General features: G+C 62.8%; 12 protein-coding genes. 2 read left to right on the top strand and 10 right to left on the bottom strand.

The annotated features are described in order from the left end of the window. Position 1 precedes the first annotated feature (1 nt). Entirely contained in the window at positions 2–1,198 is a 1,197-nt protein-coding gene (locus tag P3C39_RS24425; RefSeq protein ID WP_027161414.1) for an amidase, read from the bottom strand. 540 nt (positions 1,199–1,738) lie between these two features. Here P3C39_RS24425 and odc2 point away from each other — a divergent pair. Further along, the gene (odc2, locus tag P3C39_RS24420; protein ID WP_027161415.1) at positions 1,739–2,872 is read left to right on the top strand and encodes an ornithine/lysine decarboxylase; all 1,134 of its coding nucleotides are present in this window, start codon (positions 1,739–1,741) and stop codon (positions 2,870–2,872) included. Positions 2,873–3,025: 153 nt separating this feature from the next. Then, positions 3,026–3,595: an N-acetyltransferase gene (locus tag P3C39_RS24415; RefSeq protein WP_275954461.1), complete on the top strand. Its 570-nt coding sequence runs from the start codon at positions 3,026–3,028 to the stop codon at positions 3,593–3,595. Positions 3,596–3,690: 95 nt separating this feature from the next. Here P3C39_RS24415 and P3C39_RS24410 read toward each other — a convergent pair whose 3' ends face one another. The 9 genes from P3C39_RS24410 to P3C39_RS24370 form a co-directional block, all read right to left on the bottom strand. After that, the gene (locus P3C39_RS24410; protein ID WP_275954460.1) at positions 3,691–3,999 is read right to left on the bottom strand and encodes an SCP2 sterol-binding domain-containing protein; all 309 of its coding nucleotides are present in this window, start codon (positions 3,997–3,999) and stop codon (positions 3,691–3,693) included. Between the two features lie 173 nt (positions 4,000–4,172). Further along, the gene (locus P3C39_RS24405; protein WP_224621540.1) at positions 4,173–4,688 is read right to left on the bottom strand and encodes a hypothetical protein; all 516 of its coding nucleotides are present in this window, start codon (positions 4,686–4,688) and stop codon (positions 4,173–4,175) included. A gap of 97 nt (positions 4,689–4,785) precedes the next feature. Further along, the gene (locus P3C39_RS24400; protein ID WP_275954459.1) at positions 4,786–5,211 is read right to left on the bottom strand and encodes a hypothetical protein; all 426 of its coding nucleotides are present in this window, start codon (positions 5,209–5,211) and stop codon (positions 4,786–4,788) included. A gap of 13 nt (positions 5,212–5,224) precedes the next feature. Further along, positions 5,225–5,797: a rod-binding protein gene (locus tag P3C39_RS24395; protein WP_024502710.1), complete on the bottom strand. Its 573-nt coding sequence runs from the start codon at positions 5,795–5,797 to the stop codon at positions 5,225–5,227. Positions 5,798–5,935: 138 nt separating this feature from the next. Beyond that, positions 5,936–6,829: a carbohydrate ABC transporter permease gene (locus P3C39_RS24390; RefSeq protein WP_275954458.1), complete on the bottom strand. Its 894-nt coding sequence runs from the start codon at positions 6,827–6,829 to the stop codon at positions 5,936–5,938. 1 nt (position 6,830) lies between these two features. Then, positions 6,831–7,781 (bottom strand): sugar ABC transporter permease, encoded by a 951-nt coding sequence (locus tag P3C39_RS24385; protein WP_013529761.1) that lies wholly within the window; start codon positions 7,779–7,781, stop codon positions 6,831–6,833. Positions 7,782–7,875: 94 nt separating this feature from the next. Then, a complete protein-coding gene (locus P3C39_RS24380) occupies positions 7,876–9,201 on the bottom strand; it encodes an ABC transporter substrate-binding protein (RefSeq protein WP_013529762.1) in 1,326 nt (441 codons plus the stop codon). 37 nt (positions 9,202–9,238) lie between these two features. Further along, positions 9,239–10,324, bottom strand: a complete 1,086-nt coding sequence (gene ugpC / locus P3C39_RS24375; protein ID WP_127370955.1) for a sn-glycerol-3-phosphate ABC transporter ATP-binding protein UgpC — start codon at positions 10,322–10,324, stop codon at positions 9,239–9,241. Positions 10,325–10,745: 421 nt separating this feature from the next. Then, positions 10,746–15,761: an autotransporter domain-containing protein gene (locus tag P3C39_RS24370; protein ID WP_275954457.1), complete on the bottom strand. Its 5,016-nt coding sequence runs from the start codon at positions 15,759–15,761 to the stop codon at positions 10,746–10,748. Positions 15,762–15,809: the final 48 nt, after the last annotated feature.

Here is a 15,809-nt window from a genome sequence, read left to right as displayed (position 1 = left end):
GTCAGGCCTTTCGTGCCGCGTCGAGAAGTTTCCGGCCGAGCCGTATCAGGGCAATGTCGCTGCCGGAAGGGCCAAGCAGCGACAGGCCGAACGGGGCGCCGGCGACCGAGCCGACGGGCAGTGTGATCTGTGGAAAACCGGACAGGCCGGCCAGGCACAGAAGCTGGAGCGCCCGTTCGCGATAGGCCTGGAACTGCTCCGGCGTGCTGTCCACGTAAGGCGCCGGACCAGGCACCGTCGGCAGGACAAGGAAGCCGTCCTTGCCGAGCAGGGCGCTCAGTTCGCCGCGAAAGGTCAGACGCCGCACCTTCTCGGCCTGGGCTGTCTTGTCGTCGACGGCGCGGCCGAAGCCGAAACGCTCCTCGACGCCGGGGCCGAGGCCGCGCTCGCCGCTGGTGATCCATTCGCCATGCACCGCCCAGGCCTCCCTGGCCTGCAGCCGGCGAAAGCACCAGTAAAGTTCATCGGGAGATGAGGAGAAGCGGATTGCCGGCGTCGCCGGCGCGCCGAAAACCGCGCCCGCCAGCCCCTTCATTCCGGCATATTCGGCCAGCGCCGGGCGGGCGACCAGCCCGTCCAGCCAATCCAGCGCCAGCGGCCGGTCCAACACGTGCTGGTGCGGATCGCGGCCGAGCAGCAGCTTGCCGACGGTCTCGTAGGTCTCGATGTCGTCGGCGAACCAGCCGAACGTGTCGAGGCTCGGCGCCAGCTTCATCGTGCCGTCGAGCGAAATGCGGCCATGCGTGGTGCGCAGCCCGATCAGTCCGCAAAAGCTCGCCGGCGCGCGGATCGAGCCGCCGGTGTCGGAACCAGTGGCGATATCGGCCAGCCTGCCCGCCACCGCCGCCGCCGACCCCGATGAGGAGCCGCCGGTGACGCGGTCGGGTGCCGCCGGGTTCACCGGAAACGAGAAATGCGCATTCTGACCGAACAGCGCGAAGGCGAGCTCGTCGGTCTGCGTCTTGCCGACGAAGCGTGCGCCGGCATCGAGGATCATCTGCACGGCGGGTGCGGTGCGCGAGGCTGCGTGGCTTTCGGCGAATTTTTGCAAATTGCCGCAACCGGTGCGGTAGCCGGCGACGTCGTATATGTCCTTGACGGCCAGCCGCAGGCCGGCCAGCGGGCCGAGCTGGGCATGTGCCACGGGCATCTGGCGAAGATCGAGAAAGGCGTTGAGAGGGCCGTGCGTGCCTGTCATCGTTCGATATCCGGATACGGTTGCCGCAACATTGTTCGACGCCAGAAATTTTACAACCTGCGATACGATTTTTATTGATTGTGAAAGTCTTCGCCCTTATATCGCGCTTGCCCAAAGTCGCACGTGCCTGTGGGTGTCCGCCGATCCTCGAATGGTGAGGGAAATCGGTAAGGTAACTGGAGCCAACCCCTCCAGTCGGTCTAGCGGCCAACCGCCAGCCCGAGGACACCTTGAAGCAACGACGGTGCGGGCCTTTCTGGTGTTCTGCCGGTTGTCCAAAAACCGGGGTTACTGAAGAGGCACACCTTCATTGCCGGCAGTGCGGACGGGTCTCCCATCCAAGCCAAGGCAGACAAAGCGAACCGAGGCCGGGCAAGGCCAAGGTTCACCGCCGCGAGACGGCGCTTCATGGTTCCGGGGTCTCCACCGGCTGGTTCCATGGATTTCCGTCCCGCCTTTGTCCACCGCGAGTTCGCGAGGCCGACAGCCCGCGTCCCGCAGCCTTATTGCGCGCCGAAAGGCGCTGATGGAGAGACCCCGATGGCCACCCAGCGCATCCTTGACTTCCTCGCCACCCGACGTCCGACCGGCCCCTGCCTCGTCGTCGACCTCGATGTCGTGCGCGACAATTTCCGTGCCTTCGAGAAGGCGCTGCCCGATTCCAGGATCTACTATGCGGTGAAAGCAAACCCGGCGCCGGAAATCCTGCGCCTGCTTGCTGCGATGGGCTCGTCCTTCGACACCGCTTCCGTTGCCGAAGTCGAGATGGCGATGGACGCTGGTGCGCCGGCGGACCGCATCTCCTTCGGCAACACCATCAAGAAGGAGCGTGACATCGCACGCGCCTACCAGCTCGGCATCCGCCTGTTCGCCGTCGATTGCGTCGAAGAGGTCGAGAAGATCGCCCGCGTCGCGCCCGGTGCGCGCGTGTTCTGCCGCGTGCTGACCGATGGCGAGGGCGCCGAGTGGCCGCTGTCGCGCAAGTTCGGCTGCGTGCCGGCGATGGCCGTCGACGTGCTGCGCCATGCCAAGGGGCTCGGCCTCGACGCCTATGGCGTGTCGTTCCATGTCGGCTCGCAGCAGACCGACCTGACCGCCTGGGACCGTGCGTTGGCCGACGCCAAGGTGGTGTTCGCGACGCTGGCCGAGGAAGGCATCGTCTTGAAGATGGTCAATATGGGCGGTGGTTTCCCGACGCGCTATCTGCGTGACGTGCCGGCCGCCCAGGCCTATGGCCAGGCGATCTTCTCGGCGCTGCGCAAGCATTTCGGCAATGCGCTTCCCGAGACCATCATCGAGCCGGGCCGTGGCATGGTCGGCAATGCCGGCGTCATCAAGTCGGAAGTCGTGCTGATCTCGAAGAAGGCGGCCAACGACAATGTGCGCTGGGTGTTCCTCGACATCGGCAAGTTCGGCGGCCTGGCCGAGACGATGGACGAGGCGATCCGCTACCCGATCGTCACCGCGCATGACGGCACGGAGACCGCACCTTGCGTGCTCGCCGGCCCGACCTGCGATTCGGCCGACGTGATGTACGAGAAGACGCCCTATCCGCTGCCTTTGTCGCTGACCATCGGCGACGAGGTGCTGATCGAAGGCACCGGCGCCTACACGACCACCTACTCGGCGGTCGCCTTCAACGGCTTCGAGCCTCTCCGATCCTACGTGATCTGACGGCGCTTGCTCAGCGCATTTTCGAACGGCGAACCGGACACAACTTCGCCTGAAAATGCGCTGAGAGAGCCGATCAGATCATCCCAGGTGGGCGACTTTCGTCCACCCGGGCTCGCCTGTGGAACAGATCTCCGCTCGCCAGGGATTACGGAAATGGAAATGCCAGTTGAAATTGGGGGCCATGCACCGGCCTTTGTGATGGTTGCCGAAACCGCCGCCGATGTTTCGGCGCGCGAGGCGTTGCTCGATCGGGCCATGGGGCCGAAGCGCAGGAAAAAGTCGTCGGAGAAGCTGCGGCGTGGCCGGCGGCCCTCGGAAGGCCTGGCCTTCGTCGCCCGCGATGGCTCGGGCGGCGTCGCCGGCACCGTGCGGCTGTGGGACGTCAGGCTGGGCGAGGGCGGTGCGGCTGCGCTGCTGCTTGGCCCGCTTGCCGTCGATCCGTCGCTCAAGAACGCCGGCATCGGCTCGGCCCTGATGCGCCATGCCATCGCCGAGGCGGCACGTCTTGGCCATGCCGCGATCCTTCTGGTCGGCGATGCGCCCTATTACGCGCGCTTCGGCTTCTCGGCCGAGAAGACCGGTTCACTTGCCATGCCGGGACCCTATGAGCGGCACCGCCTGCTGGCGCTGGAACTGGTGGAAGGCGCGCTTGACGGCGTGCACGGCACGCTGAAGGCGGCCGGCCGCAAGCTGAAGGCGCAGGCGTTGACATCGGCGGCCTGAGATACGAAGCCGCCAGCATTTCATGCAAAAACGCCGCCCGAAAAGGCGGCGTTTTTTCGCGATTGGTGGGCGCCACCTTGGGCGCCTGCATGCCTTCAGCCGATCAGCTGGCTGAGCGCCATGGCAACGGTCATGTCACCTTCGACCTTTATCTTGCCGGTCATGAACGCCATTGTCGGGTTCAGGTCGCCAGCGATCAGCGAATCGAGATCGTCGAGCGAGAGCTTGATGGTGCAGTCGGTGGGTGCATCGGTGTTCGAGACGGTTGCGCCGTCGATGACGATGACGCCGCCGCTGCCGGTGTCGAATTTCACGGAACGATCGAACCCGCTGCTGGCCACGCGCGACTTGATCTTCTCGGCAATCTCCTGAACGCTCACGCTGTTCTCCTTGTCTGGTTGCATCTGTCTCGCAACGGCGCTTCGATCCAGCCGAAGCCCGTGCCGCGGTTTCGCGATCACGGTCGCTGCCGCATATAGCTTTGGGTTGACGTTTACGTCAACGCGAATTCAGGCGGTTGGTTCCTGCCGTTGCGGCAGGCGAGCCTGGAGGAGGCCGGGAATGCGAGCCCGGCAACTCAGTGTTCCTTGAACGCCTTGGTCATTTCGCTCGCCGTCTCGCTTTTCTTGCGGCGCAGCCAGTTGTCGCGGATTTCGTCCTTCGACAGGAAATTGACCTGGTCGATCAGAACCTCATGCACCAAAGGCGCCCCGACACGCATGTTGACGGTATCGCGGATCGCGGCGCGGAAGGCATCGAGATCGATCGTCGCCTTGTTGGTGAAGTCGATCTGCGGATTGGAATAGAGGTAGGAATAGACCTGGTCGGTGATCAGCGCTTCGGCCGGAATGGACAGTTTCTTGATCTGCTCGGGTTCGACCGTGTAGACAAGCTTGGTCAGGAAATAGCCGCCGATCTCGGAATCGCGGATCAGCGGCACCGAAATGATGTCGGTCTTGACGTAGTCGAGGCCGCCCAGCATCGGCTTCGGCGTTTCGCCGACACCGCGCTCGCCGGCCGCCTGGAAAGAATAGAACACGGCGCCCAGCGTTGCGGCGCAGATCCAGACGGCGATGGCGATGACCTTGATCATCGGGCCTTGTCAGTCCCTTGGTCAGTCCCTTGCAATGGCAACGCGGCACGGCGCCGTTGCCGAGGCAGGATCTCCGACGTGTCGCCTGTGTTCGCCATCACGCCTTTATCCAGCCGAACTCGCCGGCGGAATAGGTGCCGTCGGTCTCGGCGCGCTGGATGGCGTGCCGCAGCAGGCTGGCGACTTCGTTGACCGCGCTGAGATGCGCCAGGATCGCCGCTTCGTTCTTCGCCAGCTTCTGGCGCAGCCGGGTCAGGCCCTCGCGGTGCTGCTCGAGGAATTCGGCTTCGCTGCCGCCCTTCATGGCGCGGGTCAACTCGTAGAGGTAGCGGCTCTTGCGGGCGTTCGATGCCTTGAGATCATAGTTGGTGGCGTTCTGGATGCCTGCCGTCTCTTCCTCGACCACTTCCTCGATGCGGCCGATGATGGCGGCGAGATTGCCGGGCCGCGCGAACGGGATCGGCGCTTCCGACGTGGTCGTGCGTGCTGGCAGGTTGGGCGTGGATTCCGAAAAGTCGGCCATGGCGTTTCCCAGTTTAGATCTTGATATTTGTTTTTATGGTCGTCTCGTCACCGGTCATCGATCCCGCAGCCTTGCGCTGCAATTGATGGACCAGCGAGGTCGACAGGCTGTTTTGCTGGTCGACCTCGGTCTTTTCCGGCCCGCCCGAAACCGGACCGACGGGCACGACGCGCTTGCCTTCGAGATAGTGGTCGGCGAGCATCGATTTGGCGATGCCGATGCCGCCGCGTTCGGCCATTACGTCCGCCACCCGCTCGGCAAGCTGCGATTTCCACATGTCGCCGGCCAAGCCCTTGCCGTAGACGCCCTCGGTGTCCTTGGGCAGCATGTTCTGGATGAAGGTCTGCAGCACCATCGCCTCGAACTTCTTGAATTTCTTGGCCGGGTCGGTTGCGGCGGCGGCCTTGTCGGCGGTGGCGCGCGACAGGATCGAGCCGGCATCGACGGAAGCGGCTGTGTCGAGTGAAAACGTGCCCGCAGCGCCGCCGGCCCGCTTTGCCAGCGCGGCGCGGGCGGTCTCGATATCCGCCGGGTCGACGGCTCGGGCCACATCCATAACGATGTCGCTGGGTGGAGAAATCGCCAAGAAAGTCCGCCTTTTACCGGTTTTCCCTGACCAGACCATGCCTCAACAAGCTTGTGGCAGGCTTGCGGGAAGGAGAGGGAGCGGAGTGCGGGGATCGGATCGAAGCTGCCGGCCGAGGGTGGGATTTGCGCCTCAGCCTCACTCCTTGACCGCCCCCGTCATCGAGGAGACGTAGTGCTCGACAAAGAATGAATAGAGCACCACCACCGGCAGGGAGCCGATCAGCGCGCCTGCCATCAGGGCTCCCCATTCATAGACGTCCGAACGTACGAGTTCGGTAAGCACGCCGACCGGCACGGTTTTGTTTTCGGACGACTGGATAAAGGTCAAGGCGTAGATGAATTCGTTCCATGACAGGGTGAAGGCGAAGATGCCGGCGGAGATCAGGCCGGGCACCGACAGCGGCAGAACTATCTTGGTCAGGATTTGCCAGCGGCTCGCTCCGTCGATCAGCGCGCATTCTTCCAGTTCGAAGGGTATCGAGCGGAAGTAGCCCATCAAGAGCCACGTGCAGAATGGAATGAGGAACGTCGGATAGGTGAGGATCAGTGCGAACGGCGTATCGTAAAGGCCGAGGTTGAACACCATTACCGACAGTGGAATGAACAGAATCGAGGGCGGCACGAGATAGGCCAGGAAGATCGCCAAGCCGACCTGCCGCGCCCCGGAAAACCTCAAGCGCTCGATCGCATAGGCAGCGAACACCGCCGCCAGCAGCGACAGGAAAGTTGCGGCGGTCGAGATGATGATCGTGTTGAGAAGCCAACCCGGATAGGACGTCTCGAAGAGCAGATACCGAATATGCTCGAGCGTCGGATGGACGACCCAGAACGGGTTGAAATTGGCATAATCCGTCATCTCGAGATTGGGTTTCACCGCCGTGATCGTCATCCAGTAGAACGGGAACAGCAACACGATGACGAAGATCAGGAGCGGCAGATAAACGGTCACCACGCGCCGGGGCAGGCTCTGAAGATAGCCCATGCCGCCTTCATCCGTGTTCGGACGATCGTTCGTTTCGATCGCGGCCATGTCAGTCTCCACCGCCCTGCTGCCATTTACGACGTTGCAGCCCGAAATAGCTGAAAAGGATCGCCGCAAGCAGGAACGGGATCATCGCCACCGCGATCGCGGCTCCCTCGCCAAGCTGGCCGCCGGAAATGCCGCGCTGGAACGAGAGCGTCGCCATCAGATGGGTGGCATTCACCGGCCCGCCGCGAGTCAGCACATAGATCAGCTGGAAATCGGTGAAGGTGAACAGGACCGAAAAGGTCATGGTGATGGCGATGATCGGCGTCAGCAACGGCAGCGTCACATAGCGGAACAACTGCCAACGGCTGGCGCCGTCGAGCGTCGCGGCCTCGTAAAGCGATTGGGGAATCGTCTGCAGGCCGGCCAGCAGCGTGATGGCCACGAAAGGAATGCCGCGCCAGACATTGGCGGCGATCACCGAGGCGCGTGCGTTCTCCGGATCGCCAAGGAAATTGATGCGGTGGTCGATCAGTCCCATCTGCTGCAGCGCCCAGGAGAGGATGGAGAACTGCGAATCGTAGATCCACCAGAAGGCGATGGCCGAGAGCACCGTCGGCACCACCCACGGCAGCAGGACAATCGCGCGGAAGAACGATTTGAAGGGAAGGTTCTGGTTGAGGAGGAGCGCCAGCCAGAGGCCGAGCGCGAATTTCAGGATCGAAGCGCTGATCGTGTAGAGCAAGGTGTTGAAGACGGAGAGCCAGAAGACGGCGTCGCTCCACAGATATTCATAGTTTTCGATGCCGATGAAGATGCCGGGGCGGCCGATGCGGGCGTCGGTGAAGCCGAGCCAGACGCCGAGCCCCAGCGGATAGGTCAGGAAGACAAGCAGCAGTGCAGCCGCCGGAAGCATGAAGCCGAAGCCAAGTGCGTTCCGGCTTTCGCTCCAGCGCGATAGAATCCGTGAGAAGATCGAAGATCGCGGCTGGATAGCAGCTGACGGCACGGCCATGGGTCGGCTCCTGCTGAGGTCTCATTGATCGGCCGGATCGGCCGCGACGCAATCCGAAGCCAGCCGGGCAGCCGCGCTGCCCGGCTGAGCCGGCTCAAACGCGATAATAGCGATTTGCCCGCTTCTCGGCCTCTTCCATTGCCTCTTGCGGCGTCGCCTGGCCGGTCACCGCTTTGGCGAACATATCGACCAGCACGTAGTCGGCCATGGTTGCCGCCGAAGCATAGCCGAGCGGCCCGGCATAGCCGTTAGGCCGCAGAGTAGCCGAAGCCTTGGCGTAAGCGGCGTTGTTGGGATCGGCAGTCCATACCGGGTTGTTGTCGAATGCCTTCAGGGTCTGGCAGCAATATCCGGCCGAGGAGGTGATCCAGTCCTTCATTTGCGGTTCCTCGAACATGAACTGCAAATACGCCTTGGCCGCGTTGGGGTAGGGCGTGTAATTGAAGATGACAGCCGTGGTCACCTGGAACAATTCGACGGATTTGCCGACAGGACCGATGGGCAGGTTGGTGGTGCGTATGTCCTTGGCGATTTCAGCCAGCTTCGGATCATTGTCCTTATTGATTTTGGCGGTGTTGTAGGCCGAGATGCCGTTGGCGATGACAGCCAGTTCGCCGGCCAGGAAGGCGCGGTTGTTGTTGACGTCGAGCCAGCTTTCCGTGCCTGGAATGAAGGTCTTGTAGAGTTCCTGCGCGTATTCGATGGCCTTGAGGGTCTCGGGGCTGTTGATCGTTACCTTGCCGCTCTCGTCGACCATCTGGCCGCCATGGCTCCACAGCAGCCAATGAGCATAGTTGTTGCCGTCGCCGACGCCATGGCCATGCGTGAAGCCGGCCGGATGTCCCTTCGCCTGCAAGGCCTTGCAAAGTTCCAGGAAGCCTTTCGTGTCCTTGGGAAACTCCGAAAAGCCGGCCTCTTTCACCCAGCTTTCCCGATAGACGATGGCGTTTCCGATCGTGGCCAGTGGCAGGCCGATGAATTTGCCTTCCCGGGTTGCATATTGCTTTGGTCCATCATGCCAGCCGCCGTATTTCGAGCCGAGATACTCGCCGAGTTCGCTCACGTCGTGCAGCTTGTCGGGATATTGGTGCGGGTCATCGAACCAGACGAACATCAGGTCGGGGCCGGAGCCGACATTTGCCGCGACCGCCGCCTTGGGGCGAATGTCCTCCCAACTTTCCTTGTCGACGCGGACCGCGACACCGGTCGCTTCGGTGAAGCGCTTGGTGTTGGCCAGCCATTGGTCCTCGTCGCCCTGGACGAAGGGCGACCAGCGCAACAGCCTAAGCTTGGCGCCATCCTCGGGTTTGTATTTCGGTCCGTCCTGGGCAAGGGCCGGAGAGCTGATGAACCGACTTCCCAAGGCACCTGCCGCCGCGCCGGCGGTGGTGCGGATCACGTCACGTCTGGTGAACTTCATGCTCGTTTCCTCCTGCTTGTTGTCCTTGCCTGTGGTCCTACTGATCGGCACGTGTTTGGAACCTCTGTCCGGTTTCTCCGTGAAAGAGATGGATGAGGCCGGGCTCGGCCGTAAGCCGGATGGTTTCGCCCGGCGTGAAGGAATGTCGTTCCCGGAAATTGGCGACGATCTCTTCGCCACCGGCTGTCCGGCCGATGAGCTGCACTTCGGACCCGGTTGGTTCAACCACCGCGACGGTGACCGGAATGCCCTGGTCGTCGGACAGCCGCAAATGCTCGGGCCTTATTCCCAGCACCACAGGCTCGCCATTGGGGATGGAAAGTGCCGAGGCCAACGGGACTGAAATCCCCCCGGCGCCGCGGAACGAGGGTGAGCCGTCAATAGCGATCTCGCCCCTCAGCAAATTCATGGCCGGCGAGCCGATGAAGCTGGCGACAAAAAGATTGTTCGGCCGGTCATAGAGTTCCAGCGGCGGCCCTATCTGCTCGACGATGCCGTCATGCATGACCACGATCTTGTCAGCCATGGTCATGGCCTCGATCTGGTCGTGCGTGACGTAGACTGTCGTGGTCTTGAGGCGCTGGTGCAGTTCCTTGATCTCGGCGCGCATCTGCACCCTGAGTTTGGCGTCGAGATTGGACAGCGGTTCGTCGAAGAGAAAGACCGCCGGATCACGCACGATCGCGCGGCCCATGGCGACGCGCTGGCGCTGGCCGCCGGAAAGCTGCCGAGGATAGCGCGCCAGCAACGGCACCAGCCCAAGGATTTCGGCCGCGCGGCGCACGCCTGCATCGCTCTCCGGCTTGGAAACTCCTTTGAGCATCAGCGAGAACGCCATGTTCTCGGCAACGGTCATGTGTGGGTAGAGCGCATAGTTCTGGAAGACCATGGCGACGTCGCGCTCCTTGGGCGCAACGTTGTTGACGACCCGTTCGCCAATCGCGATCTGGCCGCGTGAAATCTTTTCCAGGCCGGCGATCATTCTGAGAAGGGTTGATTTTCCGCAGCCCGATGGCCCGACCAGAGTGACGAACTCGCCGTCCTCGATGTTCACGCTGACCCCGTGCAGGATCTCGACAGCGCCGAATGATTTGTAGACTTCGCCAATTGCGACAGACGCCATCGATCCTCCCAACAAATTCCCGCGACGTCGTCGAAGGAACAACGCTTCCGCCAGCGACAGCCCTGGCTCCTCCCAGGCTCACGCTAGGCCGAAACGGTAGCGCTACCAAACCGGGCTGTAAAGCGTTTAGGGGAAAGCCGAACCTTGGGAGGGTCCGCTTCGCGCCACACAATCCTCCCAGCTGCTCCTGCGTCCGCTTCTGCGCGATAAAGTCCGGCACCTGCGGTCGCAGCGTTCGCGTTCATCACAGTTGCGCACGTCCTTGTAGGCTCGCTCAACCGGCGGCGATAAGGCTGGCTTCCTGCCTGGCGCTCGCGAGGTTCGCTTCCTGGCGTACGACCGCCTGGGCGATGCGACAAGCGGATTGAATAGCCCCTTTTCCGTCAGGGGCAGTCATTCCGGAACGATCCTTCCCGCTTGATTAGAATTCCACGTTGAGTTTTGCATTGAAGCCGTTCTGCTGGACGCCGGAGCCGAACTGACCCTGGTAGGCGACGCTGAGGGTTGCGGCATCGGTCAGGTTGAGATCGAACCCCGCTTCGATGGCGGCACTGTCCGTGGCGATCGGCACGCCAGCGATCGTGAAGGCATCACCGGCAGAGAAGGCATGTGTGCTGGTCGGTATGACGTCGCCATAGGCATGGCGCCAGCCCAGCATGCCGCGCGCTGTGGCATTGATGGCGCCGAGCGTGAAGCCGGCGGAGGCTCTGAGACCAAGCGTGGTGAAGGTGGCGTCGGTGGTCTGGCTTGCACTGGTCAATGCCGCCGCACCGCCCTTTTCCGTGAAGCCGTCCGTATGCAGGTTGACATAAGCGAGGTTGGCAAAAGGCTCGAAGGCCGCGACTGGCGTATCGATGCGATAGCCGAGTTCCCCGAACGCCTGGAAGGTGCCAGCGTTGTAGTCGCCGCTCAGGCTGTCGGCAAAGCCGGGCATGGCCACCGAGCGCGATGTCTTCATGTCATGCCACGTATAGGCAAGCCCGGAGCGGAAGGCGAGAGCGCCCCGCTGCGTGCCACCATAAAGGCCGAGATGATAATTGTCGCTCGAGCCTGACGAGGATCGGCCGTCGGCATCGAAGCTCGTGTGGCTGTAGCCAGTCATGATGCCAAGCCGCACATCCTCCGCGACAAGGCCGTCGACGCCGGTAAGAAAGCCGCCGGTGGAGGTATCGAGGCCTGCGGCATTGCCGTCGCCGTCGAAGGTGCCCCATGACCCGAAAGCCGTGCCCCAGGCGGCAAAGCGATCGGTGGCGGCAGGCACCAGTACCGGACCGCCTTCGCCATAGGCCAGCACCGGCGTTGCCGGGATACCTACCCCCTCGAAGGCCGCACGCAGGCGGTCATTGATGGCATCGCGGACAAAATGGCTGTCCTCGATCAGCGCCGATTTGGCGGACGCATGGATCTCGCCAGATAACGCATCGAAGGCTTCGCGTGCGGTTTCATCGTCCGGCAGGCCGGCGATTGCATCGTAGATCGGGTTGCCCGGCCCGGCGCTTTCGGCGCCATTGGCGGTGGCACACTGGTTGCGGGTGCCGGCCACGTCGCAGAACGACACGTCATTGCGGGCAACGTCGAGATAGATATTACTGGCGTCATAGGCGAGTGCCAGATCGACAAACGGGGCGTTCTGGTCGAACGCATCATAGGTGCCGGTCACGCCCTGATCCGCGCTCAGGATCGTGTAGCGGGTTCCGGCACTGTAGCCGCCCGGCGCCTTGAGCGCGAAGACGGTGCCACCCTGGATGGTGGCTTTGCCCGTCACGTCGATCAGGTCGGAATTGCCGGCCGGATTGATCTCGACGTCGTAGGTCGAGCCTATCTCCTGCGTGTAATCGCCTGACACATTCAGCGTGCCGATCGAATTGCCCGGCGTAATCGTGCCGCCAGAAACGATCGTGGTCGTACCCACCGTTCCCGAACCGCCGAGCGTGCCGCCGGCTGCAACCGCAATGGCGCCAGCAATGCTTGCCCCGGAATGGCTGCCGTCGCCGACAACGAGCTTGCCGCCGCCGATGGTGGTCAGACCGGTATAGGTGCTGACGCCGTTCAGCGTCAGCGTGCCGGCGCCGGTTTTGACGAGGCTCCCTCCGATGCCAGTGCTGCCATCCTGGATGACGCCGCCGATGGTGTCGTTCTTATCCAATCCGCCAAGCGTCAGCGACTTCGAGCCGAGAAAGACGAGACCATCGCCCGAAAGCGAGCCAATCGCGATACCGTCCGACGTCATTTCGGAGATGTCGACCTTTCCCCCCGTATCGTTGATGATCGTGGCGCCATCCGCGGTGTTGGCGCCATGGAAGCCAACGAAGCCGCCCTTGTTGGTGATGGCGGCGCTGCCGGCAGACGCGGTGTCGTAGAAGTCGAGCGTTCCTTGGATTGTAACGCCAATCGTGGCATTGGCGGCGCTCGAATTGCCGTTGAAGGACGTCCTGCTACCATTGCCGGTGATCGAAGCCGCACCGGCCGATGTTTCGTCGTTGAAGTTGATGCGGCTTTGGGTAGTGACGATCGTCGCCGTTCCCGCCGACGCACTGCCATCGAAGCGCATCGTTGCGTTCATTTCCATGACGATGTCGAGGCTCTCGGCGCTTGCATCATTGATGAAGCGGAGGTCAGCGGCCTTGACATTCACCGGTCCGCTGCCCAGCGCGCCTGTCGTCGCCGCGGTGATGAATCCTGCCGAAACCGTCGTCCCACCGGCGTAGCTGTTGGCGCTCGAAAGCACCAGCCCGCCGGCCCCGGTCTTGGTGAGCGCGCCGGTCCCGGAGATGACGCCGTTCGCCGTCAGGTCGGCATCGGTCTGGAACGTGCCGCCGCCCGCGCCGAGATCGACATTGCGCGCGGTCGTGAAGGCCGCCGTGTTCCGCAGCGTGCCGCCATTGAATGTCAGGGCACCGCTTGCGGCGCCGAGATTGGCATCGGACGAAACGGAAATAGTCCCGCCCAGAAGCCGCGTGCCGCCCTGATAGCTGTTGCTGCCTTCCAGGACGAGCGTGCCGCCTTGCGTCTTGCTGACCCCGCCCGCGCCGGTCATCGTCGTCGCGATGGTGGCTGCCGTGCCGGCCAGCACGCGGATCTCGGCATTGCCATCGGCGCTGTCGGAACCATCTATCGCGAGCGTGCCGGAACCTTCCAGGCGGTAGCCGCTGTCGACGAATTGCAGGCCCTTGAAGCTTTGCGCTCCTTCGACGGCGATCGTGCCGCCGTCGAAGCCGCCCGGTTCGTTCTTGAATACCGCATGGTTTCCTGCCCAGGAGACGAGAGTATCGCCGCCCTGGTTCAGCCATTTTTCGTTCGTGGTGTTCCAGGTCCCGTCGCCGCCTTGCCAGTGCTGCAGCGTGTCGTCGCCGGCCGCTCCGATGAAGAGGTCGACATTGCCGCCGCCCGCCTGGATCTCATAGGCGGCCGGATCGGAAAGCGGCGGCTTCGTGCCGATCTCCAGGCCGTTGTCGGTGAGGCTGCCGCCATAGGTCATCAGCCGGTAATAGCCGAGGCCCGCCGTGCCATCGGCCACGTCGCCGCTCTGCGCAAGATTGAGCGTACCGTCGAGCGTCAGATTGCCACTCACCCCGATGCGGTCGCTTATCCCCGGAGAGCCGGTTGAACCGCCTGGATTGCCGAATTCGTAATCGAGAATCGACCCTGAAGAGAGGCCCAGATTTCCGGCAACCGTCAGCGTACCAACCGAATTGCCTGGCGCGATATGCCCGCCATCGGCAACCGTCGTCGTGCCCACCGTGCCCGAGCCACCGAGCGTGGCGCCGTCCTCGACATTGATCGTGCCACCGAGGAAGCCGGCACTGGCATGGTTCCCGACAAGAAGCGTGCCGCCTGCAACAATGGTGGTACCGGTGAAGCTGGAACTGTCTGCAGCCAAAACGGTCGTGCCGCTTTCATGGAGGATGGTCCCCAAGCCGGTCAGGGAAGGGCTGAAAATCAGATCGGACCCATCGGGATTTCCCAGATGATTGAACACAACCGTGCCTGTGCCAGCGCCAAAAGCTATCGATGCCGCATCAACCGTGCCGGCGGCCTTCGCCACTTCCCCACTTGCCGCACCGATGTTGAGCGTTCCGAATGATCCTGGCTGGGCCGCCAACCCAACGATAGCAGGACCCCCGGCAAGCGAAACCTGTCCGCCCTCTGACAGAGTCAGCGTGCCCTTGCCCAAGACGCCAACGGCAATGATGGAGTCGCCTGTCCAAACCGACCCGGGGCCCGTAATATTCACAATTCCGGTGGCTTGAGCATCCCAACCAACAATGGCGTTGTTGCCGCTGGAAACCTGCCCGCCATTTTCAATGCTGAGCGATCCATTGCCAAAGAGACCAACTGCGATGGCATCAACGAGTGTCCAACCCGAATCATTTCCGGAAATCACCGCGGAGCCAGTGCTGCCCGCGCCATACGCCACAACTCCCGAATCGTTGAAAACCTGACCGCCATTCTCGACGATCAAGCTCCCTTTCCCTTTGGAATCCCCATTGGAATCCCCGACCCTAAGGACGTCGGCAGTCCAGGTGGCCGACCCTGAAACTCTTGCGGTTGCCCCCTCGTCCGGATCAGTTCCGTCAGTAGCAATGATCCCGGTAAAAGAGGTGAGCTGAGTGTCGATGTCGAGCGTGCCCCCCATGACGCCCAGGTTGCCCGCGAGGTCGGAAGCGTCGCCTGACAGCGTCAGCGTACCGGCGCCGGTCTTGCCGAAATGGCCGGGGCCGGTAATGGTCCCGGCATAGGTACCGTCGCTCGCCTGGTCGAAGACGACGGCGCCGGTGTTCACGCCTGAGAAGGTGAGATTGCCGCCGAAGCTGTTGGTGTCGCCGACCAAGGTGCCTTGATCGATGGTCCAGTCCTGCGCACCCGTGCCGGTCAGGGTCACGGTATTCGTCCCGGCCTTGTTAAAGCTCGTGAAGCCGACGAACTCGTCACTCGCGCCTACCGTGGCCGTATTCACGAGCTTCGAGACATCGAAGGCCGGTGTGGAAGGCAGCGTGTCATAGTCCCCGAGCATCAATGAGCCGGTCGCGCCACTCTCCACCACGACATTGCCGGTGATAATCGAGCCGTTTCGCAGGGAAAGCGTGTTGGCGCCGCCCGTGAAGGTGATGGCGTTAGCCCGGCCAAAGAAAGAATCTCCCCCAGTAATCTCCCCAACGTTAAGCACCGCCAAATTGGCCCCAACGATGCCGGTACCACCGTTTCCATTGCTGGGCGTCAGGGGAATATAGCCGGGGGCGCCGCCACTGCCGGTTCCGCCAGCAGGGCCGTTAGAGCCGCCGGTATGGCCACCGTTGCCCTCGCCGCCAATGATCACTCCGCTGTTAAAAACCGTCCCACCATTTCTGAGGTCGATCGCTGCACCGGCGGATGCAGAAACCCCGGCGCGGCCACCGGTAATGCGACCGTCGTTGACGACGCTGCCAGAATCTCCCATCACAATGGCTGTTCCGCCAGTGGCTAAAGCCCCGCCCGTGCCACCGAG

It is taken from the genome of Mesorhizobium sp. XAP4 (assembly GCF_029269325.1).
Taxonomy (GTDB): domain Bacteria; phylum Pseudomonadota; class Alphaproteobacteria; order Rhizobiales; family Rhizobiaceae; genus Mesorhizobium; species Mesorhizobium ciceri.
The sequence above is the reverse complement of the archived record's forward strand: the minus strand, read 5'-3'. Positions and strand labels throughout refer to the sequence as shown.